This window comes from Rhodococcus sp. NPDC003322 (assembly GCF_053589555.1).
Genome location: NZ_JBSFSC010000001.1, coordinates 569886 through 594357, shown reverse-complemented (window position 1 = coordinate 594357; position 24472 = coordinate 569886). Strand labels below are relative to the sequence as shown.

The 24472-nt window shown below is 67.3% G+C and carries 23 protein-coding genes and 1 tRNA gene; 13 read left to right on the top strand and 11 right to left on the bottom strand.

The features are described from left to right. Positions 1–64 precede the first annotated feature (64 nt). On the top strand, positions 65–1444 hold the full coding sequence (locus tag ACWDUM_RS02750; RefSeq protein ID WP_450132793.1) for a sugar transferase: 1380 nt from the start codon (positions 65–67) through the stop codon (positions 1442–1444). Positions 1445–1448: 4 nt separating this feature from the next. On the opposite strand, the gene efeB is transcribed toward ACWDUM_RS02750, so the two are convergent. The 3 genes from efeB to efeU are packed head-to-tail and all read right to left on the bottom strand — an operon-like array spanning position 1449 to position 4797. Then, complete coding sequence (gene efeB, locus ACWDUM_RS02745; protein ID WP_450114131.1) at positions 1449–2738, bottom strand: iron uptake transporter deferrochelatase/peroxidase subunit; 1290 nt, start codon at positions 2736–2738, stop codon at positions 1449–1451. Between the two features lie 4 nt (positions 2739–2742). Beyond that, on the bottom strand, positions 2743–3876 hold the full coding sequence (gene efeO, locus ACWDUM_RS02740; protein WP_450114132.1) for an iron uptake system protein EfeO: 1134 nt from the start codon (positions 3874–3876) through the stop codon (positions 2743–2745). Between the two features lie 18 nt (positions 3877–3894). Further along, positions 3895–4797, bottom strand: a complete 903-nt coding sequence (gene efeU / locus ACWDUM_RS02735) for an iron uptake transporter permease EfeU (RefSeq protein WP_450132792.1) — start codon at positions 4795–4797, stop codon at positions 3895–3897. 191 nt (positions 4798–4988) lie between these two features. Here efeU and ACWDUM_RS02730 point away from each other — a divergent pair, with 191 nt between their 5' ends. The 7 genes from ACWDUM_RS02730 (at position 4989) to ACWDUM_RS02700 (ending at position 10714) form a co-directional block, all read left to right on the top strand. Further along, positions 4989–5699 carry a lytic transglycosylase domain-containing protein gene (locus tag ACWDUM_RS02730; RefSeq protein WP_450114165.1) on the top strand — a complete coding sequence of 237 codons (711 nt, stop codon included), beginning with the start codon at positions 4989–4991 and terminating at the stop codon, positions 5697–5699. Positions 5700–5875: 176 nt separating this feature from the next. Beyond that, positions 5876–7162 (top strand): phosphopyruvate hydratase, encoded by a 1287-nt coding sequence (eno, locus tag ACWDUM_RS02725; protein WP_450132791.1) that lies wholly within the window; start codon positions 5876–5878, stop codon positions 7160–7162. Positions 7163–7399: 237 nt separating this feature from the next. After that, the gene (locus ACWDUM_RS02720; protein ID WP_450114135.1) at positions 7400–7897 is read left to right on the top strand and encodes an FtsB family cell division protein; all 498 of its coding nucleotides are present in this window, start codon (positions 7400–7402) and stop codon (positions 7895–7897) included. Continuing rightward, positions 7894–8433, top strand: coding sequence for a DUF501 domain-containing protein (locus tag ACWDUM_RS02715; protein WP_450132790.1), 540 nt, complete (start codon positions 7894–7896; stop codon positions 8431–8433). Before ACWDUM_RS02720 ends, ACWDUM_RS02715 begins: the two co-directional genes overlap by 4 nt. Beyond that, positions 8430–9389 carry a Ppx/GppA phosphatase family protein gene (locus ACWDUM_RS02710; protein WP_450132789.1) on the top strand — a complete coding sequence of 320 codons (960 nt, stop codon included), beginning with the start codon at positions 8430–8432 and terminating at the stop codon, positions 9387–9389. Before ACWDUM_RS02715 ends, ACWDUM_RS02710 begins: the two co-directional genes overlap by 4 nt. A gap of 21 nt (positions 9390–9410) precedes the next feature. Further along, positions 9411–9484: transfer RNA gene (locus ACWDUM_RS02705), tRNA-Leu, on the top strand. Positions 9485–9613: 129 nt separating this feature from the next. Continuing rightward, positions 9614–10714, top strand: a complete 1101-nt coding sequence (locus ACWDUM_RS02700) for a toll/interleukin-1 receptor domain-containing protein (RefSeq protein ID WP_450132788.1) — start codon at positions 9614–9616, stop codon at positions 10712–10714. Here ACWDUM_RS02700 and ACWDUM_RS02695 read toward each other — a convergent pair. From ACWDUM_RS02695 to ACWDUM_RS02660, 8 genes are all read right to left on the bottom strand, one after another. Next, complete coding sequence (locus ACWDUM_RS02695) at positions 10711–12147, bottom strand: tyrosine-type recombinase/integrase (RefSeq protein ID WP_450132787.1); 1437 nt, start codon at positions 12145–12147, stop codon at positions 10711–10713. The genes ACWDUM_RS02700 and ACWDUM_RS02695 overlap by 4 nt on opposite strands. Position 12148: 1 nt before the next feature. After that, a complete protein-coding gene (locus ACWDUM_RS02690; RefSeq protein WP_450132786.1) occupies positions 12149–12784 on the bottom strand; it encodes a recombinase family protein in 636 nt (211 codons plus the stop codon). A 259-nt stretch (positions 12785–13043) separates the two neighbouring features. Beyond that, positions 13044–13796 (bottom strand): hypothetical protein, encoded by a 753-nt coding sequence (locus ACWDUM_RS02685; protein ID WP_450132785.1) that lies wholly within the window; start codon positions 13794–13796, stop codon positions 13044–13046. 284 nt (positions 13797–14080) lie between these two features. After that, on the bottom strand, positions 14081–14986 hold the full coding sequence (locus ACWDUM_RS02680) for a bifunctional DNA primase/polymerase (RefSeq protein ID WP_450132784.1): 906 nt from the start codon (positions 14984–14986) through the stop codon (positions 14081–14083). 111 nt (positions 14987–15097) lie between these two features. Beyond that, positions 15098–15463, bottom strand: coding sequence for a hypothetical protein (locus ACWDUM_RS02675; protein WP_450132783.1), 366 nt, complete (start codon positions 15461–15463; stop codon positions 15098–15100). Positions 15464–15730: 267 nt separating this feature from the next. Further along, positions 15731–16519, bottom strand: a complete 789-nt coding sequence (locus ACWDUM_RS02670; protein WP_450132782.1) for a hypothetical protein — start codon at positions 16517–16519, stop codon at positions 15731–15733. Continuing rightward, entirely contained in the window at positions 16516–16818 is a 303-nt protein-coding gene (locus ACWDUM_RS02665) for a hypothetical protein (protein WP_450132781.1), read from the bottom strand. Before ACWDUM_RS02665 ends, ACWDUM_RS02670 begins: the two co-directional genes overlap by 4 nt. A 1096-nt stretch (positions 16819–17914) precedes the next feature. Further along, positions 17915–19111 carry a hypothetical protein gene (locus ACWDUM_RS02660; RefSeq protein WP_450132780.1) on the bottom strand — a complete coding sequence of 399 codons (1197 nt, stop codon included), beginning with the start codon at positions 19109–19111 and terminating at the stop codon, positions 17915–17917. A 950-nt stretch (positions 19112–20061) separates the two neighbouring features. Between ACWDUM_RS02660 and ACWDUM_RS02655 the strand changes: the two genes are divergently transcribed. The 5 genes from ACWDUM_RS02655 (at position 20062) to ACWDUM_RS02635 (ending at position 24446) form a co-directional block, all read left to right on the top strand. After that, entirely contained in the window at positions 20062–20190 is a 129-nt protein-coding gene (locus ACWDUM_RS02655) for a hypothetical protein (RefSeq protein ID WP_450114138.1), read from the top strand. Between the two features lie 1215 nt (positions 20191–21405). After that, positions 21406–21786 (top strand): SHOCT domain-containing protein, encoded by a 381-nt coding sequence (locus ACWDUM_RS02650; protein ID WP_450114139.1) that lies wholly within the window; start codon positions 21406–21408, stop codon positions 21784–21786. A gap of 353 nt (positions 21787–22139) precedes the next feature. After that, positions 22140–22808, top strand: coding sequence for a M23 family metallopeptidase (locus ACWDUM_RS02645; protein ID WP_450132779.1), 669 nt, complete (start codon positions 22140–22142; stop codon positions 22806–22808). Positions 22809–22935: 127 nt separating this feature from the next. Then, positions 22936–23715: a M23 family metallopeptidase gene (locus ACWDUM_RS02640; protein ID WP_450114141.1), complete on the top strand. Its 780-nt coding sequence runs from the start codon at positions 22936–22938 to the stop codon at positions 23713–23715. Between the two features lie 50 nt (positions 23716–23765). Continuing rightward, positions 23766–24446, top strand: a complete 681-nt coding sequence (locus ACWDUM_RS02635) for a nitroreductase (protein ID WP_450114142.1) — start codon at positions 23766–23768, stop codon at positions 24444–24446. Positions 24447–24472 lie beyond the last annotated feature (26 nt).

Below are 24472 nucleotides of genomic sequence, written 5' to 3'. Positions count from 1 at the left end.
ATGGCGGCTACCGCTACCGCTTCCGCCCCCGCCACGGCCGGGCTGGGAATCGCGCTACGGCCTGATGGCGCTCGGTGTCGACACGCTGGGCGTGCTTGCCGCCGACGTACTCGTGTCGGCGGTCTACCACGATCCGGTCGTTCTCGACACTCACTCCAATCTGTTTGTTGCGCTGGCAGTCCCGATTCTGACGTTGCTGGCGCTCGCGTTGAATCACGCCTGGGATCCGAGGGTGCTCGGCTGTGGCTCCGAGGAATTCCGCCGGGTGATGTCGGCGTACGTGATGGTGATCGCGGTGATGGCGGTCGTCGGGTATGCCGTCGAGACCGCGGGCGGACACTCCTGGGTCTTCGGTGCACTGCCGCTCGGCGCCGCGCTGACGCTGTCCGGTCGGTACCTTCTGCGGCGGTGGCTGCATCGCCGCCGGAGGTCGGGTGCCTTCCTGCGGTCCGTGGTGGCTGCCGGCGACCAGGCGTCGGTGCGTGAGCTGATCAACCGAACCAGAGGGGCCACCTACGCGGGGTGGAAGGTCGAGGCGGTCTGCCTTGCCGGCGTCACGGCTTCGGAGGGCCTGCCGGTCGACGTCGACGGGGTGCCCGTGGTGGGCACCGAACAGGACATCGTCGGGATTGTCGCTCTGCGTGGCTACGCCGCCGTGGCCCTGCTGCCCTCGGTCGGTTGGTCGCAGTCGCGCACTCAGCGGCTCGCGTGGGACCTCGAGGGCACGGGGGCGGATCTGCTGATCGCTCCGGCGCTCATGGACATCGTCGGGCCGCGGCTGCACATCAGCCCGGTGGCGGGCACGCCGCTGCTGCAGTTGAGCGCGCCGCGTTTCACCGGACCCGCATGGGTGGTCAAGTCGGTTCTGGATCGCGTTCTGGCGTTGGCGCTGCTGGTCGCGTTGTCGCCGTTGCTGGTCTCGGTGGGCTGTGCGGTCCGGCTGACCAGTCCCGGTCCCGTGTTCTACCGGCAGACCCGGGTCGGACGCGCAGGCACGACATTCGAAATGATCAAGTTTCGGAGCATGTTTCGGGACGCCGACGCACGCTTGGCCGAGCTGGCCCGTGCCAACGAGGGAGCCGGTGTCCTGTTCAAGATCCGCGACGATCCACGCGTGACCAGGGTCGGTCACTTCATCCGGCGGTACTCGATCGACGAGCTGCCACAGTTGTTCAACGTCGTCGCCGGGCACATGTCCCTCGTCGGCCCCCGGCCGCCGCTGATCGCCGAGGTCGAGAAGTACGACGACGGCGGTGTGCGCAGGCGGATGCTCGTCAAACCCGGTCTGACGGGCCTGTGGCAGGTCAGCGGCCGTAGCGACCTCTCCTGGGAGGAATCGGTGCGGATGGACCTGCGGTACGTCGAGAACTGGTCGATAGCGCTCGACGTGATGATCCTGTGGAAGACCGCCGCCGCCGTGTTCCGCGCCGAGGGCGCCTACTGACCGCTCACTTCTCCGCCTGACCGTTCTGGGCGAGGGAGCCGCCGAACAGCGAGGATCCCCAGAACGCGTCGCCCTCGACGCCCGGCGGCACCGCGAACACCGCGGAGCCGACGTGCTTGATGTACTCGTTCATCGCGTCGTTGCGGGCCAGGTTCTGCTGCATCGGCACGAACTGCTTCTGCGGATCCCGGCAGTAGGCGATGAAGAACAGTCCCGCGTCGAGGTGGCCGAAACCGTCGGAGCCGTCGGTGAAGTTGTATCCGCGGCGCAGGATTTCGATGCCGCCGAGTTCCTCCTTCGATGCCAGGCGCACGTGCGCGGCCTCGTCCACGAGCGGGCCCTTCGGGCCCTTCGAGTCGAGGTCGAGCTCGTCGAACTCGTCCTGCTGTCCGAGCGGAGCGCCACTGCCCTTGGCGCGGCCGATGACCCGCTCCTGTTCGGTCAGCACGGTGCGGTCCCACGACTCGATCAGCATCCGGATGCGCCGGGCCACCAGGTAGGAGCCGCCGCCCATCCAGGACTGGTCGTCGGCCGGGTCCACCCAGACGAACTGGTTGACCGAGGCGTCCTCCTCGGCCTTGATGTTGCGCGTCCCATCCTTGAACCCGAACAGGTTTCGCGGAGTGGTCTGGCTCGTCGACGTGGACGAGGTGCGTCCGAACCCGAGCTGCGACCACCGGACCGCGACGGTGCCGAACCCGACCCGGGCCAGGTTCCGCACCGCGTGCACGGCGACCTGCGGGTCGTTCGCGCACGCCTGGATGCAGATGTCGCCGCCGCTGCGGGCCGGCTCCAGCGCGTCACCGGTGAACTTCGGCAGATCGACCAGGGCTGCGGGCCGCTTGTCCGCGATGCCGAAGCGGTCCTTGCCGTCCTTCTCGAACAGCGACGGGCCGAAGCCGATCGTCAGTGTCAGCTGGCAGGCGTCGAGATCGAGGGCCTCGCCGGTGTCGGAGGGCGGGTTGTGCGCGCCGGCACCCAGTGCGCCGTCCTCGGCCGCCTCCTTGCCCGCGGTCATCCGCTCGGCCATCACGGTCCACTTCTGCAGCAGCGCCACCAGGTCGTCCCGCGAGTCGGTGGTCACGTCGAATGCGACGAAGTGCATCCGGTCCTGCGCGGGGGTGACGATGCCGGCCTGGTGGGCTCCGCGGAACTCGACCACCTCGCCGTAGGAGGAGCCGGTGTCGGGTGCGGTGAGGCGACCGACGGCAGCGCCCGCCCCGGCGGCAACGACGCCCGCTCCGACCGCGCCGAACAGGGCACGGCGGGAGATCCCGGGCCGGGAATCAGACATGGAATCAGGCTTCGGCGACGACACCTTGCACCTGGCTGACCTCGACGGACAGTGCGTCGATCTTGTGCGATAGTTCCTGACGCTGCGGCTCGGTCACCGTGTCGTACGAGACGAACCCGTCACCGGCGCGGAACTGGGCGAGGGCGGCGTCGAGGTCGGCGAACCGCTGGTCGATCCGCTGACCCAGCTCCGGGTTGCGCTCGTCGATGATCGGACGGACGGAGGCGATCGCGGCCTGGGAGCCGTCCACGTTGGCCTGGAAGTCGTACAGGTCGGTGTGGCTGAAGATGTCCTCCTCGCCGGTGATCTTGGTGCGGGAGATCTCGTCGAGCAGGGTCTGGGCGCCGCCCGCGACCTGGATCGGGTCGACGGTGAAGTCCTCGGCGGCGATGCCGTCGGCGAGTTCCTGCAGGTCGGCGATCAGCTGGTCGGCCATCGCGTTGGTGTCGGGCTGCAAGCCCGTCACCCACAGGTCCTTCTCGAGCCGGTGGAAGCCGGTCCACTTCTGGCCCGGCTCGACGTCGACCTCCCGCAGGTCGATGCGGGGGTCGAGGTCGTCGGGGAAGGACTCGGCGATCGGCTCGATGCGCTCGTAGTAGGTGCGGGTGGTCGGGTACTGCGCCTTCGCGGCCGCGACGTCGCCGGCCTTGATCGCGGCCACGAAGTTCGCCGCCGTCTCCTGCAGTGCGGTGACCTGGCTGGTGACGTAGCGCTTGTAGCCGTCGGCGGCCTCGGCGAGCCGGCCCGACTCGTCGGTGGAGACCTTCGCCTCGCCGGTGACGGTGAACTCCGAGCGGATGCCCTCGCCGACCATGCCCGGCTTGCAGGCGGTGTGGAAGGTGCCGGGCTCGGGCAGGTTCACGATCAGCTGCCGGGTCAGACCCGGACCGACGTTCTCGACCTCACCCATTACCCGGTCACCTGCGCCGTAGACGTAGAACTCGGTGACCTTCGATCCGTTGTTGGTGATCGAGAAGGTGGTGGTGCCTGTGGTCGCGGTGTTCGCCGCGATGTCGCAGGTGGTGTCGGTCGCGGTGACCGCGATCGCGTCGGCGTCCGACTCGGTCTTCGCGGTGCACGCCGCGAGCGCGAGCGGGGTCAGCGCCAGCAGGGCCAGGGCGGGGGTGGATCGACGCACGGTGGTGGTGCCTTTCGGTTACGCGGGAAGGTCGGACGTTGCGGATGACGCGGGCTTCGGCGCCGCGGGCTGCTTCCTGGTGACCGGGCGCAGGAACAGCGGCAGCACGATCACGATGTAGGCCACCCACGCGACGACCTGCAGCACCGTCGGGTCGGGGCGGAAGTTGAAGATGCCCTGCAGCACGGTGCCGTACCAGCTGGAGGTGTCGAAGCTCGCGGACGCGTCGAACGCGAGGTTCGAGCCGCCGGGCAGCCAGCCGGCGATCTGCAGGGCGCGGACACCGTAGGCGAGGATGCCTGCCGCGACGACGATCAGGAAGACGCCGGTGTACTTGAAGAACTTCGCGAAGTTGATCCGGACGGCGCCGAAGTACAGCAGCACGGTCAGCACCGCGGCGACCGCGATGCCGAGCAGGAGTCCGATGAGCGGCCAGACGCTGTTGCCCGCGTTCTCCGCGTACCCGACGAGCAGTAGCGCGGTCTCGACGCCCTCGCGGCCGACGGCGAAGAACGCCATCGCGGCGACGGCGACCGGGCCGACCGCGAGGGCTTTCCCGAGGCTGTCCTTGAGGTGGCCGGAGATGGACGCGGCGGCGGTGCGCATCCACAGCACCATCGCGGTCACGATCGCGACCGCGACGAGAGAGGCGATGCCGCTGATCAATTCGGCCGCGGTGCCGGTGACGGTGGAGGTGCCGAAGTGGATGGCGGCGAAGATGATCGCCACCATCGCGACGGCGGCGCCGACGCCGAGCCACACCCACTTGAGGGCGTCGCGGCGGTCCGACTTGACCAGGAACGCGATCAGGATCATGACCACGATGCCGGTTTCGAGGCCTTCGCGGAGTCCGATGAGGCCGCTGCCGAACAGCTGGGTCGCGATGCTCGGCGCGGTGGCGTCGGCGGCGAGTGCGAGCACGGGTGGCCCCTCATTCTGTGCGTGGTCACCCGCCCGAATTCAGGGAAGGCGAACCTTGGTAGCTCCCGGATAAGGTAGCACTTACCACAAGCCGGATTCGGGGTGGTTGCCGGGGTGCCCGATATGCCCGGATTGGTTGCCGAGGGTTCGCGGTGTGGATGATGGACACGGTGACCCGCCGAACCGTGACAATGGGAGGCGTCGCTGCCTCGCTCACCTTCGCGGCCGTCCTTTCCGGCTGCTCGCAGCAGCCGACGGTGCCGATTCCGCAGGACGTCCCACCGCGGCCCGGCGCGCCGCTGCCGCCGATCGACGTCGACGGTCCCGGCCGCACCGCCGACCGGCTCGCCGACTGGGCCTCCGGGGTGTCGGACGCGATCGGCGTCTCGGGGACCGCGCTGGAGGCGTACGGGTACGCCGCTGCGGTGATGGCGCAGTCGCGGCCCGACTGCGGGCTCGCCTGGACCACACTCGCCGGCATCGCCGGGGTGGAGAGCAGGCACGGCACTCATCGGGGTGCCCGGGTGGCCGCCGACGGCACCGTCGCCCCGCCGATCCGCGGCATCCCGCTCGACGGCGGACCGGGGGTCGCCGAGATCCCCGACACCGACGGCGGTGCGATGGACGGCGACCCGGTGCACGACCGGGCCATGGGACCGCTGCAGTTCATCCCGGAGACCTGGCGCCGCTGGGGCGTCGACGCCAACGGTGACGGGGTGGCGGACCCCGACAACATCGACGACGCCGCGCTGACCGCCGGTCGGTACCTGTGCGCCCGCGGCGGCGACCTCACCACCGAAGCGGGCTGGCGGCAGGCGCTGATGGCGTACAACCTGTCCGGCCAGTACCTGCTCGACGTCCGGGACCGGGCCAACACCTATGCCGTGAAGAGTGCACCGTGAGTCGCCGTGTGGGGCGCGCTGTGACTCTCGGCCCGGCGTGTGCCACGGCACTGCAGCCGGTTGCCGCGGTTAGGCTCAGACCTGGCACTATGTAGCGAAATCGTCAACGCCCCGCGCAGCCGGGCCGTGTTGGCGTCGCCCACACAACGAAAAGCCGCCAATAAGGAGAACCATCCGTGGCCATCATTGAGCAGGTCGGAGCCCGCGAGATCCTCGATTCGCGAGGCAACCCCACGGTCGAGGTCGAGGTGCTGCTCGACGACGGCACGTTCGCACGTGCCGCGGTGCCGTCGGGTGCGTCGACCGGCGAGCACGAGGCCGTCGAGCTGCGTGACGGTGGCGACCGCTACAACGGCAAGGGCGTGCAGAAGGCCGTCGAGGCCGTGCTCGGTGAGATCGCACCGGCCATCATCGGCATCGACGCCGCCGAGCAGCGCGCCGTCGACCAGGCCCTCCTCGACGAGGACGGCACCCCGGACAAGTCCCGCCTCGGCGCCAACGCGCTGCTCGGCGCGTCGCTGGCCGTCGCGCGTGCTGCTGCCGAGTCCTCCGGCCTCGAGCTCTTCCGCTACGTCGGTGGCCCGAACGCGCACGTGCTGCCCGTGCCGATGATGAACATCCTCAACGGTGGCGCGCACGCCGACACCGGTGTCGACGTCCAGGAGTTCATGGTCGCGCCGGTCGGCGCCGCCACCTTCAAGGAGTCGCTGCGCTGGGGCGCCGAGGTCTACCACTCGCTCAAGTCGGTGCTCAAGGCCAAGGGCCTGTCCACCGGCCTCGGCGACGAGGGCGGCTTCGCGCCCGACGTCGCGGGCACCAAGGCCGCGCTCGACCTGATCAGCGAGGCCGTCGGCAAGACCGGCCTGAAGCTGGGCACCGACGTCGCGCTCGCTCTCGACGTCGCGGCCACCGAGTTCTACACCGACGGCACCGGCTACAAGTTCGAGGGCCAGAACCGCACGGCCGCCGAGATGGGCGCGTTCTACGCGGAGCTGCTCGGCGCGTACCCGCTCGTGTCCATCGAGGACCCGCTCAGCGAGGACGATTGGGAGGGCTGGGTCGCGCTCACCGAGGCGATCGGCGACAAGATCCAGCTCGTCGGCGACGACCTGTTCGTCACCAACCCGGAGCGCCTCGAGGACGGCATCGTCAAGGGTGCGGCGAACGCGCTCCTGGTGAAGGTCAACCAGATCGGCACCCTGACCGAGACCCTCGACGCCGTCGACCTCGCGCACCGCAACGGCTACAAGACGATGATGAGCCACCGGTCCGGCGAGACCGAGGACACCACCATCGCCGACCTCGCCGTCGCCGTCGGCAGCGGCCAGATCAAGACCGGTGCCCCCGCCCGCTCCGAGCGCGTCGCCAAGTACAACCAGCTCCTGCGGATCGAGGAGTCCCTCGGGGACGCCGCCCGCTACGCCGGCGAGCTCGCGTTCCCGCGTTTCGCGTTCGGCGCCTGATCCGGCCGACCGATCATGAGCCAGCGCGGCAGGTCCCGACCGGGCGGTAGCCCGGGAGGCCGTGATCCCCGTCGCAGCCGCGGCGGGGAGGGGGCGCGACGCCCGTCGTCGCGGACCCGCCCCACGGGATCTGCCGCGCCCGGCGACCCGGACACCTCCGGCCCGCCGGAGGCCGCCGGAGCAACACCGTCGCCGACCGAGAAGCCGGTCGGCGCACGGTCCCGTCGTCGCCGACCGGTGGCGCCGACCCCCGAACGGACCATCCTCGGGCTGTCCACCGCCCGTGCGGTCGTCCTCGCGATGGTGATCTGCGCGCTGGCACTGACCCTGGCGGTCCCGCTGCGCACCTACCTCACCCAGCGCAGCGAGGCCGAGCAGGTCGCCGAGCAGCGGGAGCAGCTCGAAGCCGACGTCGCGCGGCTCACGCGCGAGAACCAGCAGGCCGACGACCCGGCCTACGTTCGGGCGCAGGCCCGCGAACGGTTGCAGTACGTGATGCCGGGGGAGACCCCGTACCAGGTGCAGTTGCCGGGCGCGACCGCCCCGCCCGTCGAGGACCTCACCAAGCCCAAGCACGACGGCGACCCCTGGTACACGGACCTGTGGCGGCCGATCGTCGAGCCGCAACCCGACCCGACCGCGACCCCCGCACCGGCGCCGCAGGCACCCGCCCCCGCACCCGACGGTGCCGGGTCGATGACCATTCCACAAGATCAAGGAGGGCCCACCGGGTGACCGAGCCGGCCGAGAACAACGTTCCCCAGGCGGACCTGGAGGTCGTCGCAGCGCAGCTGGGCCGCGAGCCGCGCGGTGTGCTCGCGATCGCGTACCGCGCACCCGACGGCACCCCCGGAGTCGTCAAGACGGCGCCGCGCCTGCCCGACGGCACGCCTTTCCCCACGCTCTACTACCTCACCGACCCGCGGTTGACCGCCGAGGCGAGCAGGCAGGAGTCGGCCGGCGTGATGAAGGAGATGACCGAGCGCCTGTCCAGCGACCCCGAACTCGCTGACGCGTATCGCCGCGCGCACGAGTCGTATCTCGCCGAGCGCAACGAAATCGACTCGCTCGGAACGGATTTCACCGGCGGAGGGATGCCGGACCGGGTCAAGTGCCTGCACGTGCTGATGGCGCACGCCCTGGCCAAGGGGCCGGGCGTGAACCCGTTTGGTGACGAGTCCGTCGCCCTCGCCGCCGACGCCGGGCTGCGTGGCACCGCCATTCCCGAGGACTGGCCGCGGTACGTCGCACCCGAAGGCCGCGGCGAATGAGCAGCGTTGCCGGGCAGCGGGTCGCCGCGATCGACTGCGGCACCAACTCGATCCGTCTGCTCGTCGCGGACGCCGACGAGAGCGGCCGCCTCACCGACGTGGTCCGGGAGATGCGTGTCAACCGACTCGGCCAGGGCGTCGACGCCAACGGGCGGTTCGCCCCCGAGGCGATCGAACGCACCCGGGTTGCGCTGGAGGAGTACGCGGGGATGATCCGCGAGACCGGTGCCGGCAAGGTCCGGATGGTCGCGACATCCGCCACACGGGATGCCGCGAACCGTGAGGACTTCTTCGCGATGACGCGTGAGGTGCTCGGCGCCGTGATCCCCGGCGCCGGCGCCGAGGTGATCACCGGCGACGAAGAGGCGCGGCTGTCGTTCGCCGGTGCGGTCGGCGAACTCGACCCGGCGACAGGACCTTTCGTCGTCGTGGACCTCGGTGGCGGTTCCACCGAGGTGGTCCTCGGCGACGGGGGAGGGGTACACGCCGCATATTCCACCGACATCGGTTGCGTTCGGCTCACCGAACGGTGCCTGCACGACGATCCGCCCACCGAGGACCAGGTCGTGGCGGCGCAGGCCTTCGCGGCCGAGAAGCTCGGCGAGGCGTTCGACCGGGTACCCGTCGAGCAGGCGCGCACCTGGGTCGGTGTCGCGGGCACCATGACCACCCTCGCCGCGGTGTCTCTGGACCTGCCGCACTACGACGCCGAGCAGGTGCACCTGTCGCGGATGTCGCTGGAGCGGCTGCACGAGGTCAACCACAGCCTTCTGCACATGACGCACGAGCAGCGCGCCGCGATCGCCACGATCCATCCGGGCCGGGTCGACGTGATCGGTGGCGGCGCGATCGTCGCCGACGTTCTCGGCCGGGAACTCTCCCGCCGCGCCGGCATCACCGAGCTGATCGTCAGCGAGCACGACATCCTGGACGGGATCGCACTCTCGGTGCTCTGATTTCCACCACGGCTTCGGCCGGCCCCCATAGCCCAATTGGCAGAGGCAGCGGACTTAAAATCCGCAAAGTGTCGGTTCGAGTCCGACTGGGGGCACTCAATCGCCGCAGGTAGAAGCGGTTTCGGGCTCCTCGGCGTTCGCTGACCTGCTGGCCGTGATACCCCCGTGCTACCCGCCAGGGTGGCGCAGCGATCTTGTCGGTGGGCGGGGATATGCTCCTGGGCATGGAGCTGAGCACCGCCACCGCCTTCTGGAGCTACGCGCACGCGGACAATGACGCGACCGGGGGCCATGTACGCGAATTGGCGAAGCAAGTTGCCGGGAGCTACCAGCTGGAGACCGGGGAGAAGCTCACCCTCTTCGTTGATAGGGATGAAGAGTCTGGACTGAAGTGGGGGGACGAGTGGCAGGAGAAAATTTCCTCAACGATTGCTGGGACGACCTTCTTTATTCCTATCATTTCGCCGAGCTACCTTAATAGCGAGAACTGTCGAAATGAGTTTCTTGAGTTTTGGTCCCGAGCGAGCGAGTCCAACCTCGGGGAGCTGCTCTTGCCGATTCTGTATGCAGATGTAGACCTGTCGGCCGATAGCAGCGACGAAATCTGTAGGATCGTCGAGAAGATTCAGTTTTTGGACTGGCGAGAAACTCGGTTGGAGGAATTCAACTCCAAGATCTATAAGACGGAGCTGGCGAAAATCGGCAGGCGACTCAAAGAAGTTGCCACGATTGTCGAATTGAAGCCTGAATCCGTGGCTGAGGAGGAGTCGTCTGACGATGAGCCCGGGCTGTTTGAACTCCTAGCTTCCGCGGAGGCTGCTATGGAGTCGCTGCAAGGCGACATGGACCGTGTGAAACTGTCGTTCGGCCTTGTTGGAGCCACGTTTGAAGGGATCTCCCAGGCGCCGGCGAGATCATCGATGTCTGCGCATTTGAGTGATATTGTGCGAGTTGCGAACGCCCTGAAAGCTCCGACGAAGGAGTTTGATGATGCTTGCAAGATTCTAGAGGGGAAGACGCGCGAGATCGATTCGGCAGTGGTCGCGATGGTTGAATTCTCGGAGGATCCGATCCTTGGTGCGGCCAATTCTGATGCGATTGCGAAGATGCATGAGAATTTTGTGGAAATGCGTGATCAAATGGCTGGCCAGATTGGGGAATTCGCCTCGATGCGTCGGCAGATGAGTTCGCTGGGCAGGATGAGTAGGGCGATGAAAGCTCCGAGTAGGAACCTTCAGGCGGGGTTCCTGTCCTTGGAAAGCGCTATGGCCATAATCTCGGGTTGGGCCGAGGCGACAGCGAAAGTCGTTGGTAAAGGGGACTAACGTCCAAACAGTTGGATGACGTTGGTGCGCTGAGGTTCTGGGGTGGGTATAGGAACTGGCACCGCCTCGGGCTCGGGAAGGTTGTTGCCAGCGCCGCCTTCCTCCTCTGGAATCCAGTCGCCGTAGGTGTCCAGGGTCAGCGTGAACGTGCTGTGCCCCAGCCACCGCGACACCTGCATGAAGTGAACCCCGGCCATCAGCTGCATCACAGCGAACGAATGGCGCAGGTCATGCAGCCGGACGCCTTGCTGGGCCGGGGCGGTGGTGGTTGCGGGGCGGCTGGCCGGGAGACCGATCGCCTCCAATGCGGGCTTCATGATGGTGTCGTAGAAGGTGCCCATCGCCAGCGGCTGAGACCATTCCAACGGCACCGCGTACCGCTCGCCGTGCGCACGGTAGCCCCCGCCGTTCTTCCTCGACGGCCACAGGGGAGCGGTGGGCTCGTCGGCTCGGGGGTGGTCCATCAGGTAGGCGTGCATCCGCTCGGCCAGCCACGGCGGCAACGGCACCGACCGGCGCGACTTCCGCGACTTCGGCGTGCTGGTGACCCACTCGCCGCCCTTGCGATCCTTGGTCCGCCGGACGTTGACGACGCATCGCGCGGACTGGCCGGGGCGGGTGGTGAAGTCGAGGTCTTGCACTTCCAGACCGGCGTTCTCGCTCGCCCGGAGTCCGCTGTATGCAAGGAATTCCACCATCAGCGCGTACACCGGGTAGGCGGGCAGACCGTCCACGTTCCCTGCGATTGCCGCGCTCAGCTGTGCCACCTGTTGTGCAGTCAGCGGGTGGTGGTGGAACTTCTCGCGGTCGCCGGTGGCACGCTTGCCGTCGAAGTCGACGCGGTCGCACGGGTTGGAGGTCAGCGCGTCGTGCTGCATCGCGTAGCGCATCACCCGGCCGAACCTTCCCCATGCGTGCTTCACGGTCGCGGGAGTGATCGGCTTACCGCCATTCTGCCGCGACTGTTGCCCGACGAGCGCCGTGAGGAACTCCTCGCAGTCCTTCGGGGTGATGCTGGCAATCGCCTTCCCGCCGAAGCGATCCAGCGAGTACCGCCGCAGGGTCTTGTCGTAGTCGTCCAGGGTCCGTTGCTTCAACCGGCCCTGCGCCACCTTCGCCTGCTGGCTCTCGATCCACGCCTGCGCGTAGTACCCGAACGGTAGATCGCCGGCTCTCCGCTGCTCGGCGAGGGCGCTGGTCCGGCCGGTGTGCTTGGCGGCGTTCAGCTCGTCGCGGCGCGTCTCGGCTGCCTCGCGGGTGGCAAACGACTCCTGCCGGTTGCGGGTGCGTTTGCGGCCTTCGGGCTTTTCGGGGTCAACCGGGATCGGCAGGCCGTAGGCGTCGCGCTCGACCTCCTTCCAGATGACCGTGTAGGTCTTCACTGGCTTGCCCCGGTGCCGCTGCGTGGTCTCGTACGCCTTCACCCATGCCATGTCAGGCCACCGCCTTCGCTGCGGCGAGACGCTGGAGCACTCGCCGGACCGTCGAGTAGTGCCAGGTGTCGCCTCCGGTGGCCGTGGGCACGCCTTCCTCGGTGAGTCGCGAGGCAATCGCCTTGGCCCCGAGTCCTTCTGCACGGAGAACCTGGATGCGACGCTGCGCGCTCATGGCGACCAGGCCCGGCTCGCCCTTCTTGCGCTTGGCGTCGAGGGCTTCGCGGGTGCGGGTGCCGATCTTCCGGCGTTCCTCGGCTGCCATTGCGAGCCGGATATCGGCCGCGAAACGCTGGCTGGGTTCGCCGCTGTCGGCACCTTCGCAGTCCATGAGCCGCCAGCCGTAGTTCTCGGCCCGCTTCATGAGCTGCGCGGCGTCCAGCTGGTCGCGGCTCGCCCTGTCCAGTGCCCGGACGAGCAACGCCTGCGCCACGCCGTTCTCGACGGCCGCAATGGCGACCTCACGCCCGTGCATGGCGTCGGCCTTGGCTCCGCTGATGACGTCGGTGGTGACGGTCAGCAGCTCGTGCCCGCGAGCAATGCACCACTGCTCCAACGATTCCCGCTGCGCCTCCAAGCCAAGGCCGCTGACTCCCTGTTCCTTCGTGCTCACTCGCACGTATCCGATGATCCTCATACCCGTTGTCTCCCTTGCTGTTGCGGGGTGCGTGGGGTGCTGCGCTGGTTGCGCCCCTGCACCCTCACCCTACATCGCACACCTGTTCGAAACGGCGGCGTATTCGCAGGTCAGAGCGCCGCGCGTGGACTGCTGGACGGCTCGGGTGTGGCCCGGTTGTCGACTTCCGATTTGAGCGGTTGCGGCCAGCCGGGCGGGTAGTTGCCCACCTGGCCTGCGCTGCTCCGATGTGGCGATGCTCAGGCCGCTCTAATCGGGGTCAGGTGTGCCTGCGGCGGCGGGCCTGCGGGGCCGGGGGCGGTGATGTGCGACGCAAGGCTGCCAAGGCGTCCTCCATCGACATGAGGCCGTTGTCGGTCGCAGGCTCAGGCGACGTGGGCTCCGGAGCCAGGGCGGGGACGGGGTGATCGTCCACCTCCACCACCTCGGCGTCGAGCACGTCCGGTGCGTCGTCGGCGTCCACGGCTCTCGCGGTGTCCAGCTCGTCGGCCAGCCAGTCCGGCACGGCCTTCTCCTCGATGCCACGGGCCGCGCGAGATTCGGCACGGCTACCGCCCGAGAGCGCGGTCGTCAGGATCTCCTCGAAGGGCTTGCTCGGCCCAACCTCCACCGAGACCGCCGTCTTGGCGCTGAGTCCGGCGCGGTCCAGGATCGTCTCGGCCGCGCGCAGCTTTACGGAGTCGCTTACGTTGGGATCCTTCATCATCCGAATGAGTTCGCGGGCAGCAGGATCCGATGCCATCACCAGCCTCGTCTGCGCCTTGGCGCGGACAGCCGGTGCAGCTCCGCCGTGGGTCATGCAGACAGTGCCGCCCTTGATCGCCGTCTTACGGCACGGTTCACCGTTCGTCCTGCGCGCGGTGCAGATGCGCGACGGATCAGGCGTCCGCCCGTCCTTCCACAGTGGCTCCATGGGTACTCGGCTCGATGTCTCCGCCGTCGACTTCTCGCCGTATTCGCCGGCGATCTCGTCGACGACTTCGCTCTCCCGGTTCTCGTTCTGTTCGATCATGATCCGTTCCTCTCTCCGAATGACCCGCCCGAGGCGGACCGATCTGCGACTGCCGAAGTGACTCACTTTGGGCAAGTGACTCAGATGTGGCTCACCCCAAAACACCTGGTAGGCAGCACTTTGAGCCACTTAGCCACTTCAAGCCACTAATTTGAATAGGTATTAATAGGGCGCTGCGCCTATTGACTGTTTTGTATTACCCTTTGTGCAATGGCAATGCCTTTGCGCTACTACGCCAGCAATGCCAAAACCAAGTGGCTCAAGTGGCACAGTGGCTCAAACCCCTATCTACCAGGGGTTTTAGGTGAGCCACCGCACGCCGGCGAATCCATGTCGATAGGGACGCCCTGGTCCTTCATCCCTCCGCGGGTCAGGTACTGGACCCACTTGGTCGGCAGGATCGCCAATTCGTCGGCGTAGGGGATCTTCGGATCATGTCGGCGAGTGAATCGGATCTTCCCCTCGGCGGACTGCCCAGCCACAGTCAGATTGGACGAGTACCACGGGCTCGGCTTGCCGTCGGGGCATCGACCCGGCGCGTACCACAGGTACTGACCGCCGTCGGGATGCCACGACGGATACACCACCGCGTATCGATGCACCTTCTGGATGATGTCGACGCCGTCGCCAACCTCGCTGAGGTTGCCCCGCCAGGCCAACCCCACCGGAACCAGGAAGTACCTGATACCGCTCACACCGTCAGTCCGGGCTGAGCTGGTCCACGTCTCGGGCAGCGGCCCGAGCTGGCCCTCCAACTCCCGAATGATGTCGTCGCCGCGCTTGCCGTTGTAGTTGTCGGAGTCGATACCGACGACCTCCCACGCCTTGCCGTCAACATCCACCTGGCCGAGATGGAGGCCTATGTTGGCCTTCGGTCGGTACGCCGACACGCGGTTCTCGTTCTCGCCGGTGGCGTCCTTGTCCTTGCGCGCCAACCAGAAATCGATCTGCGCGGAGTCGGGATAGCCACCGTTTCGGCCGGTCCATCCCCTCGGCGGAGGGAACTTATCTTGCGACGGAAGGGGAATGGGTCCGGCCCAGCCCTTCGAGAGGTACTCGTGCGCGGAGGTCTTGAATGGTTCGGCAGACTTGATCTCGCGTACGTTGTCTGGATCAGACTGCGGCTGAGACGATTCCAGGTCGTCGGCGATTGCTGGCGGTACGGGCGTACTGCTATGCTGATGCGGCATTGATGGAGCCTTTCGTAGGGGTCTTCATTTGGTTCCGAGCTGGCGGCTCGGGATCTGGTCGGAATACGCCCAGCCACACCATTTTACCGGCGTGGCTGGGCGTATTTCTTTTTACTGCAACGCTTTACGAACGCCGCGCTCGCTCAGAATTGGCAGCAGTGGGACCACCACGAATCCGCGGGGTGCGAGCGAGGGGTTGTTCGGCGAGCCGTAGACCTCGGCGACGAACAGATCCGCCCGGTCGCGCTTGACCTGGGGTGGTGCCGCACCTTCGGTGAACCACCACACCCGCTCGAACAGATCCGGGTCCAGGTGCTCCAGTTCCTCTCGGGCGCGGTTGATGACGGACGTCTTGCCGATGCCGGGGCTTCCCATCACCGCAATGTCGCAGCCGCAGCGGAGCAAGTCGATCACCCACCGCGCACGATCATCAACCCACGTTTCCACTAGGTCTCGGGTTTGGACGTTCTCACTCATAGTTCTCTCCAAATCTGTTTGTTTGCAGTGCTATACGCTGATATTGCCCGCCTCAGGCGGGGGTTAAGAGAAGTGCTCAGCACTTCCGCGTCGAACGAGGGGTCGTCCAGGTCAGAGGCCGGGCGACCCCTCATCCATCGAGATCGCGGTTGACCTACCCGGCACCTCTGGCCGGTACCCCCGCAGCCGGTGCGGGTCGGCCTCCGTCGGCGTCAGGTGCCAGGGATAGGCAACCTGGCAGCCCTGCGCGGTACCCGCCGCAGCGCATCAGATGTACCGGTCGTCCGGGCCACCCGCGACCCGGAACCAGTCGTCACTGAGGATGTTCCAGTCGAGGCCGCGATAGTCCGTAGCGCGGTCGAACCGATCACGGCAACCCGAGCACGTCGGGAACACCCGCAGGAACCCCGTGTCGACCATCAGGTAGTCGTCCAGCGGAGCCGGCGACCGATCACCACACCAAAAGCACACCCTGGACGACTGCCCGGCCAGCCGGACGATCCGCCGCGCCGACATTCCCGCCACCACCGGAACCGTCAGGGCTCCTTCCTCGTCCGTCAACTCGGCGAAGTGGAACACCACCGCGCCGGTAGGCTGCCCGCCGTAGGCGGCCAGGTCGAGCATCCTCTCGTACTCGGCATCGAGCTGGGCTTGCTGCCGCCGTGTGATCCCCAGCCGCTTCAGCTCCTCGGCTCGCAGCTCGTCCGCTGTGTACCCGCCCCGGCGGAACGGCAGCACCCGCCGTCCGACGTTGCTGTAGATGCGATCGACCGAAGCCAACCCGGCCACGTCCCAATCCAGCCGTATCTTCCCCGCCCGAAGAAGACCCGCGCTGATCTCAGGGTGCCCCAGAGCTGCCGGTGACGACCTCCGCTGCGGACGGACGAGGAGAGACCCATCCTTGTCGAGGTCGAGCATCTGAGGGTTCCTGGCAGCGCCAGTCTGATCCACCATCGAATTACCCGGCCCTCGCATCGCGGTGTGGTCGTCGCGGTACAGCGCATCGAGCGCGGGGTGGTCCAGGCACGCCTGTTCTAGGGTGTACGCGGCGCTCATGCGGCATCACCGCCCTGGCGAGAACCCTTCGCAAGGCTCATGATCCAGTCGTACAGATCGCGCTCAGCGGTGAAGTTGGCCCCGCTGATCTTGTAGACCGGCAGCTCGCGACCCTCGATTGCCGCCCTCATGCGGGTGGGCGTCATCGGCACACCGAGAACCTCGTTGATGAACCGCACCGCTGCGTCGCGACCTTTGATCGTCGGCAGTTGATTGAGCTCGACGCGGTTGACGAGCGCGCGGCGCTGCTGATGGGGTGCGCTCGGCCGGAAGCCGGGTGCGTTGACCTGCTGACTCATGGGGAACCTCCTGGTCGGGTCCCCTGGAACGCAAGAATCCCAGGAGACCATCACGATTGGATGGAGACCTGGGAGTTCCGATTTCGTCCCGGCTAGTCGTGGGCCGTTCCGTGAGCCAACAGTGATCGGTCTCGCCCCGGAGGGCGACCGGCATCTTCGCTCGGTCGGGCTTGTTCTCGGTATGTCACTGAGCTGCGCTCAGCCACGACATTCACCGCACCCGGTACCGCCGTGGCGGTGTTGGTGCTGCCGCAAATGTAGCGCAACTAAGCCAATAGGCGCAACCAGTGCGCTGTCAGAATGCATTCCACTGCAACAGCTTTCGTGAATCTAGTTCGGTTTGGCGTGTCGGGGCGGTCTGTGATTTGAGCCCGAGATCGACGGAGGCGACCCAAACGCGATCGACGCATCCCGAGTGGCCGCGAGAACTTGGCAAGGAGCGTTTCCGCGTGACGTTCGAACGCAGCAGAACGGCCCCGCGAGAGGCAAGGATCGCGGGGCCGTTCTGTGAGTAGCCACCCGGAGGACACGTCGACTCCTGGCCTTACTCTCGCCGACCGCCAGAACAGGTTCACGTCCGATCGGCTTGTAATCCGCGCGGAGGGTGTCCTGAACGAAAGGCCGCGCGGAGTCTGTGAAGTTGTTGGCTGCGCCCCGGTGGCTCGGTGAACCGGGACGCAGCCGCGACCACGGGAGGGGTGTGGTCGTTTCCTCGGGAGGAGTGGCCCGAGGCCTCGCGGGCTCTGCCCTGCGAAGTGTTGTGGTGGCCGTGCTGGCCGGTGGGTGCCGCCGCCTCTGGTTGCTGGTTGCGCTGGCCTGGGCGTCGCGGTGGCTCGGTTGCGCGTGCCGGTGGGGGTATGCGCCCACCCACGGCCTGAGCTCAAGCGCGGTGTCGCCAGGTTGGGACTGGCTCAGGTGCCAGCTCTGCGGTCGAGGGCGTCGGCCAAGGCGCGCAGGGCGGGGTCGTCGACCGTCGCCGGCGACTTTCCTCGGTACCGCCCGCCTTGGCTTGGCGGGGCGACTTCGAGGTCCTTCGGCGTCAGCCCCGACCCCCACGAGTACTCCGACTCGAACTCGGAACCACGGCGGCGAGCCATCAGGACCACGACCAGGTCGGCGCGGTGTAGGTGGTTCCGGCGGTCACCTGGACCACGCAGGCCGCGCTCCGGTAGCGGACGCCGCAGCCGAACGACCGCTGGAAGAAGCTGTCCTGCAGTGGGTACCGCTGGTCCCGGCCCGGAATCATTCGGAGGCCGGAGTAGGCCGGGTTCACGTGCTGCCGGAACGCGATCGGGTTCAGCGACGAGTTCGGCCCGCCCGTCGCAACTACGGCGAGGTACCCCTGCGGGATGAAATATGACGGCACGATCCACGCCGGACCGTAGCCGCCGAGGACCTTCAGGCCGCCGAACTCGCCCGGCGCAACCTGGCCGACCACGTTCTCCTCGGTTAGGTATGCCGGGGCGCTGGCCGATGGGATGTAGTCGAACTTCGACGTGACGCCGCCGGACTCTATCCCAGCCTTGAAGGTCGAAATCTCCTCAGCTTCGGCGGGATTGCACAGGACGATCAGGTAGGTGTTCGCGCTGGTGCCGAATCCCTTGCTGCGCACCGCGTTGATCGCGTCGAGGAGGTCGCCGGGGTCGATCACGGAGTTGCCGGACGCGAGGTAGTGGCTCGTGGTGCTTGGGAACGTCAGCCCGGCGTGAGGGGGAGGCGTCATGCCGTCGGTTCCGTTCCAAAGTCCGAAGACGCGGTGCCCGTGCTCGTTCAGTGCCTGGGTGGGATCGAACAAGCGCCGCAACAGTTTCCCTGTCACCAGGCGGTTGTCGGCCTCGAACGCGCGGTTGATGTTGTCGCGGACTTGCTCAGAAGTGGCTTCCCGCAAGAACTTCCACGAACACCTGCTAGCCAGATCATAGTCCCTGAAGTCGTAGCCGAGGACCAACGCATCGGGGTTGCTACGGATACCCTCGGGCTCACCGTATTCCGAGGCGAGCTCGAAGTTGTCGGACGCCAGGGCCTGCGGGACGGCATCGCCAACGGCGGTCGTGGGGTAGGAGATCAGCGCCGCCAGGGCCGTGCGCTCCTTGTTGTAGAACGACATCGCCGCCGCGGCTTCTTCCCACAGCTTGCCGAGGTCGACGCCGTCGGCGGTCTTGTTGACGAGGACGTCGCCCTGCGTCGAGTAGCCGGAGTCGCCGCCCGAGGCGAGCAGTGCTGCCACGGCCTTGACGGTCGCGGGGGTGGCGGCACGGAAGGGGTGCAAGTAGAGCGGGTGGGTGATCGTCATTGGAAGCTCCATTCGGTGGCGCGCCGCGTGGGCGCAAGTGGAATAGGGGCGAGGTTCCGGCTGCATCTGGTCGCTTACCGATGCGTTCGTGGTTCCTCAGAAGCCCGGTCTCCGACCGAACTGGCATTGCTGTGACGCGGCACCACCGCGTTTCGAACTGACCGCCCCGGCCACTGACCGGAGGTGCTGCACCGGCTGCCGGGTGCGGCCCGGTGGTGCCGTGCTGGCAACCACGCTACGGCCTACTTCCGATGCCGCGCCAGCAGTGCGCCATGCAACCCCCGTGCTACCCACCGGCGCTACCTCAGGGGTGCTTTCGGGGTAGCCGCAGGTGCGCAGTAGGTGGCGATATATGGGTCTTTACCTGCGGAAATTCGACGGACTGGTCGTCGATGGCGCTGGTTGGGGCTCTCGGAAAACAGCCCACCGTCCTTACTTAAAATCCGCAAAGTGTCGGTTCGAGTCCGACTGGGGGCACTCGATCGCCACCCCGCGGGACACCTCCGACGTGGTCGCCGACTGACGCCGCCGGCGAGCCCGGACCGTACGTGTTCGGTTGGACACCGCGCTTCGTGGGTCGTTGCAGGCTCTCTGCGCGGCCATTCTGTCCCCAGGTCGGTCGCCGGCCTCGTCACCGTCCCGGGGCGCGCCTCACATCGGGACCATCGCCATGGATTCTCAGCCGCCCATTCGCGTAATACCCGGTCATTCTTCACATTTGGAACCGCCTGCTGTGGTGTGACCGGGAGGGGTGCCTCTTCATGTCGGGTCTGTTGGGGAAACTCCCGGTGGTGCGGAGGTTGCGTGCAGCCGAACTTTGAGTGCTCGTCCAGGGTGTTTGCCTGAGGTTCATGTAGAGGGCGCCAATACGGTGCTTTTCCTCTGGTACCAATGTGTCCGGCGCGCGAGAGATGCGCCGAAATCACCTCTCGATCAACAGGAGTCGTTCCATGGGTTCGTCCGAAGAAGACCTCAAGCTCATCAAGCAGATCCAGCCGATCGTCAGCGGTGTCGGCACCATCGTCGGTGGTCTGGGTGCAGTCCTGACCGTCGTCGGTGCGGCTGCTGCCTTCAGCTGATCGACGCTGACCGAGCTCCAAACGAAACGCCTCCCACCGCAGCCCCCCTCAGGTGGGGGGCGTTTCGTCGTTTCGGGGGGTCTGCATCCACCCGCATACCCCGTTGCGACGGGTGCGGCGACGAGATCGATGTCGAGATGGTCGGTTCAGATTCCCACTGCCGCAGCCGTTCTCGTTGCATCTACGTGCCCGGGAAGCGGTGACCAGAGGTGCCGGCGCGGCGTACCGGGGAGTGATGTGATGGAGGCCGGCGCGAGATATCCATAGCGAACTTTTAGCCGATGACGGCAGGAGGAGCCCGATCGGGTGCTCCGGCGCCGACTGGCGGCGCCGGAGCGCGGCGCACCCCAAGAGTCCCATCCCGGGCGCGCCGCGGTAACTGTAGCCAATCGTCGGTGAAAAATGTTGCAGCCGATTTGAACAGTGTGGAACGCGCGCTTCGGTCGACTCGAGGTTGACCAGAGAGGTCTCTGTCGGTTGGGGGTGGTCTGTGAGATCGCCGGGGTGTGCACTCGCCGGCCGGACGGAGTTTGCCTGTCGATAGCACGGGCGAATCGGCGCGGGGTGGTCAGCTGGACCGCCGACGGGTCCGGCCGTACGGTCGCCTGCGGTGGTGACGTAGCGCGAGTTTCTGCCAGGCGAACCGGTCTGTCGGTCGAACGGGGGCCGGGTCGAACCCGTCGGGTCGCGCCCGGCGGCCGTCCGGCACCCGAGCGGTCATCAACTTTTGGACGACTGTTCAGTTGAAACACACCCACGGGGCGCCTCGGTGTCGTACCGTTCCGTTCGACAGTACGAAATGCACCGAAGGAGCAATCATGGGTAGCGCGGAAACCATTCTCATCGGCGTTCTCTCGCAGGTTCTGACCGATCTGCTCAAGGATGCGCTGGGCTCGTAGGTGCCGACGGCCTCTGGGGTCGAATTCGCCGCGAAACGCGCGCGGGCGCGCCTGCGCCGGGACGTGCGGATCGATGCCCGCCACTCCGTCTGGAGTGGCGGGCATCGATCGTTCCGGGTGGGGATGCGCCCTGCGACGCGTGTCGTTCAAACGTCAGATAGCAACGCTGGAGCAAAATGGTGTGCGATGCTGTGCGCGCGCGGCCTGGACCACGGGTTCGGGGTGCGTTCCCTCGGGGGCGCGGTTCGTCCCTCGAAGTGCGTTGCCCCGTCCCGGACCACGGGGTGGGTCCTCCTCGTGAAAGTGGTTGCACCTCATGCTCGACTCGTTCTGGGAACTGCTCTGGTACACCCTGCTCGTCTTCGCCTTCGTCGCGTACCTGATCGTCCTGTTCCAGATCATCGGTGACCTGTTCCGGGACCGGAAGACCAGCGGCTGGATCAAGGTCGTGTGGATCATCTTCCTCGTCGTGTTCCCGTACCTGACCGCGTTCGTGTACCTCATTGCCCGTGGCCGGGGCATGACCGAACGGTCCGTCGCGGCGCATGCGGAGGCGCAGGAGGCAGCCGACGCGTACATCAAGAAGGTTGCGGGCGCCACGCCGGCCGACGCGATCGCGTCGGCGAAGTCGCTGCTCGATGCGGGCACCATCACGCCGGCCGAATACGACCAGCTCAAGGCCAAGGCGCTGGCCTAGGCCTCCAGGGCCCCGAAGGCCCCTGCCCCGCGTCCCCGAGGACGCGCGGCGGGGGCCTTTTTCGTGTCCGGAACCGAGCACGGCCGAGCCGGATCTCGCCGCGAAACGGCGATACTGTGACCGACGTCACTGTGCAGTGTACGAACTTCGGGAAGGTGCTGGACCTGCCGTTTTCGGCATCGGCCTCATCAAGATCAATTTTTGATAAATATTTGGACACGATCGACGTGTCGAGATGACTTCGTTACGTTCGTCTGCGTTCCGGGGGATCCCGGTCGTGCTGGGGAAGTGCGCGACCGAGCCAGTGGATGACGACGCGCCCCGCGTCGCGACGAAGATTGAAGGAAACAACTGTGGCCAACACCCACAGGACGGTTACTCGTTCTCACACGCTCACCCGCCGCTTCACTCTCTCGGCTGCCGCAGTCGTGACCGGCGCCATCGCCGTCGCCGGTGTCCAGTTCGGCGCCGGCGCCGCCTCGGCCCAGCCGATTCAGGTCCCGGCCGGCGTCCTGCCCGCCGGGGTTCAGGTCCCCGCGATCGACGTGCCCGCCGGTCCCACCGCGGACTGGGCCGCGGGATTGCTCGCCGCGGTCGGCCCCGGCAGCGGCACGCCCTTCAAGGCCCGGACGGTGCAGCCGGTCTCCGGGACCCTGAGTTCCGGCTACGGCGCGCGCTGGGGGACTCACCACGGCGGTATCGACATCGCCGCGCCGATCGGCACGCCGATCCAGGCCGCTGCCGACGGCGAGGTCATCAACGCCGGACCCGCGTCCGGGTTCGGGCAGTGGGTTCGCATCCGGCACGACGACGGCACGGTCACCGTCTACGGCCACGTCGACACGTACTCGGTGCACGTGGGTCAGCGGGTCGCGGCCGGGCAGCAGATCGCCACCGTCGGCAACCGAGGCCAGTCGACCGGCCCGCACCTGCACTTCGAGGCGTGGGACGCCGCAGGCAACCGGCTGAACCCGAATGCCTGGCTCGGCGACCGCGGCGTCGTGCCCACCTGGGGTTCCTGATCCGACCCGACATCAAGGTTCGGTAAATGTAGACGGGGCCGAGACCATCTTGTTATCTTCGGACGCGGACAAACGGTGCGCAGGAACCTGCGGGCCGCCGACCGAAGAAACGGATGAGGTATCGCCCGTGGCAGATCATCGCAGTTCAGGGGCGCGCACCGTCGCGTTCGCCGTCGTCGATCCCGACGCCGTCCGCGGTCGTCACCGCGCTCCTGCTCAAGGTCACGGAACGGGCGTCAAGGCCGCCACCGTGGCCGCTGCGACCGGTGCGATCATCGTCGGCGGTGCTCAGCTCGGCGGTGCCACCGCCGGGGCGGCCACCGTCGACATTCCGGTTCTGCCGTCCGACGTCACCGCTGGTCTGCGCTCGGTCGGTGTCGAGGTGCCCGCGACGGTGGAGGTGCCGGACCTCGCCGCGGACTCGATCCCCGGATTCGCGACCGCCAAGCAGTGGGTCGAGGACCAGAACTTCGGTTCCACGAACCCGTTGCCCGCGCGCACCGTCCAACCGGTCAACGGCACGCTGACCTCCGACTTCGGTTCCCGGTGGGGCGCGCACCACGGCGGCCTCGACATCGCCGCGCCGATCGGCACCCCGATCCTCGCCGCCGAGGACGGAACCGTGATCTCCGCGGGGCAGGCATCCGGCTTCGGGTTGTGGGTGCGGGTGATGCACGCCGACCGGACGATCACCGTCTACGGCCACGTCAACGACTACCAGGTGGCCGTCGGGCAGCAGGTCTCCGCCGGCCAGCAGATCGCGACCGTCGGCAACCGTGGCCAGTCCACGGGGCCGCACCTGCACTTCGAGGTGTGGGATCCGCAGGGCAACAAGGTCGACCCGTCGGCGTGGCTGCGCGACAACGGCGTCTCGGTCACCTGGGGCAACAACGGCCGCAACGTCTGAGTGGGACCGGTCGTGACGCCCCGGAATTCGACTCTCTAGGATCGGAATTCGTGACCGACACCGCCGTGGAACCCGCAACCCTCGCGACCCTGCTCTCATCGCGATTCAGTTGCCGAGCGTTCCTTCCCGATCCCGTCCCCGAGGACGTGATCGTCGAGATCCTCACGATGGCCCAGCGAACGCCGTCGTGGTGCAACACCCAGCCGTGGCAGGTCGCCGTCACCGACGGTGACGCCACCGAACGCTTCCGGCGCGGGCTCGCCGAGGCCGTGCGCTCGGTCGCGCAGGCCCCGGACATCGAGTTCCCCAGCGGATACCACGGGGTGTACCAGGATCGGCGCAAGGAGTGCGCGCTGCAGCTGTACTCGAGCCTCGGCATCGCCGGAGATCGGCAGGCATCTGCCGAGCAGACGTTGAAGAACTTCGACCTGTTCGGTGCCCCGCACGTCGCGATCGTCACCACCGACGCCGCTCTCGGCACCTACGCCGCCGTCGACTGCGGGCTCTACGTCAACACCTTCCTGCTCGCCGCGCAGAGCCTCGGGGTTGCCACCGTGCCGCAGGCGGCGTTGGCCGGATGCGCCCCGTACGTGCGGGACTTCTTCGAGATCCCCGACGACCGGAACGTGCTGTGCGCCATCTCCTTCGGGTATCCCGACCTGGCCCATCCGGCGAACACGTTCCGCACCGGCCGCGCCGACCTGGATTCCGTCGTCACCTGGGTGTCCTAGCGGCGGATCCGGGGACGGATCGGGAG

Excerpts from the sequence above, each read along its gene's own strand:
- ACWDUM_RS02660 (WP_450132780.1), bottom strand. The coding sequence starts at position 19,111 with ATGACGATCACCCACCCGCTCTACTTGCACCCCTTCCGTGCCGCCACC.
- ACWDUM_RS02680 (WP_450132784.1), bottom strand. The coding sequence starts at position 14,986 with ATGCCGCATCAGCATAGCAGTACGCCCGTACCGCCAGCAATCGCCGAC.
- ACWDUM_RS02670 (WP_450132782.1), bottom strand. The coding sequence starts at position 16,519 with ATGAGCGCCGCGTACACCCTAGAACAGGCGTGCCTGGACCACCCCGCG.
- ACWDUM_RS02650 (WP_450114139.1), top strand. The coding sequence starts at position 21,406 with ATGCTCGACTCGTTCTGGGAACTGCTCTGGTACACCCTGCTCGTCTTC.
- ACWDUM_RS02695 (WP_450132787.1), bottom strand. The coding sequence starts at position 12,147 with ATGGCATGGGTGAAGGCGTACGAGACCACGCAGCGGCACCGGGGCAAG.
- ACWDUM_RS02700 (WP_450132788.1), top strand. The coding sequence starts at position 9,614 with ATGGAGCTGAGCACCGCCACCGCCTTCTGGAGCTACGCGCACGCGGAC.
- ACWDUM_RS02675 (WP_450132783.1), bottom strand. The coding sequence starts at position 15,463 with ATGAGTGAGAACGTCCAAACCCGAGACCTAGTGGAAACGTGGGTTGAT.
- ACWDUM_RS02750 (WP_450132793.1), top strand. The coding sequence starts at position 65 with ATGGCGCTCGGTGTCGACACGCTGGGCGTGCTTGCCGCCGACGTACTC.
- efeB (WP_450114131.1), bottom strand. The coding sequence starts at position 2,738 with ATGTCTGATTCCCGGCCCGGGATCTCCCGCCGTGCCCTGTTCGGCGCG.
- ACWDUM_RS02655 (WP_450114138.1), top strand. The coding sequence starts at position 20,062 with ATGGGTTCGTCCGAAGAAGACCTCAAGCTCATCAAGCAGATCCAGCCG.
- ACWDUM_RS02690 (WP_450132786.1), bottom strand. The coding sequence starts at position 12,784 with ATGAGGATCATCGGATACGTGCGAGTGAGCACGAAGGAACAGGGAGTC.
- ACWDUM_RS02665 (WP_450132781.1), bottom strand. The coding sequence starts at position 16,818 with ATGAGTCAGCAGGTCAACGCACCCGGCTTCCGGCCGAGCGCACCCCAT.
- ACWDUM_RS02710 (WP_450132789.1), top strand. The coding sequence starts at position 8,430 with ATGAGCAGCGTTGCCGGGCAGCGGGTCGCCGCGATCGACTGCGGCACC.
- ACWDUM_RS02730 (WP_450114165.1), top strand. The coding sequence starts at position 4,989 with ATGGGAGGCGTCGCTGCCTCGCTCACCTTCGCGGCCGTCCTTTCCGGC.
- ACWDUM_RS02685 (WP_450132785.1), bottom strand. The coding sequence starts at position 13,796 with ATGATCGAACAGAACGAGAACCGGGAGAGCGAAGTCGTCGACGAGATC.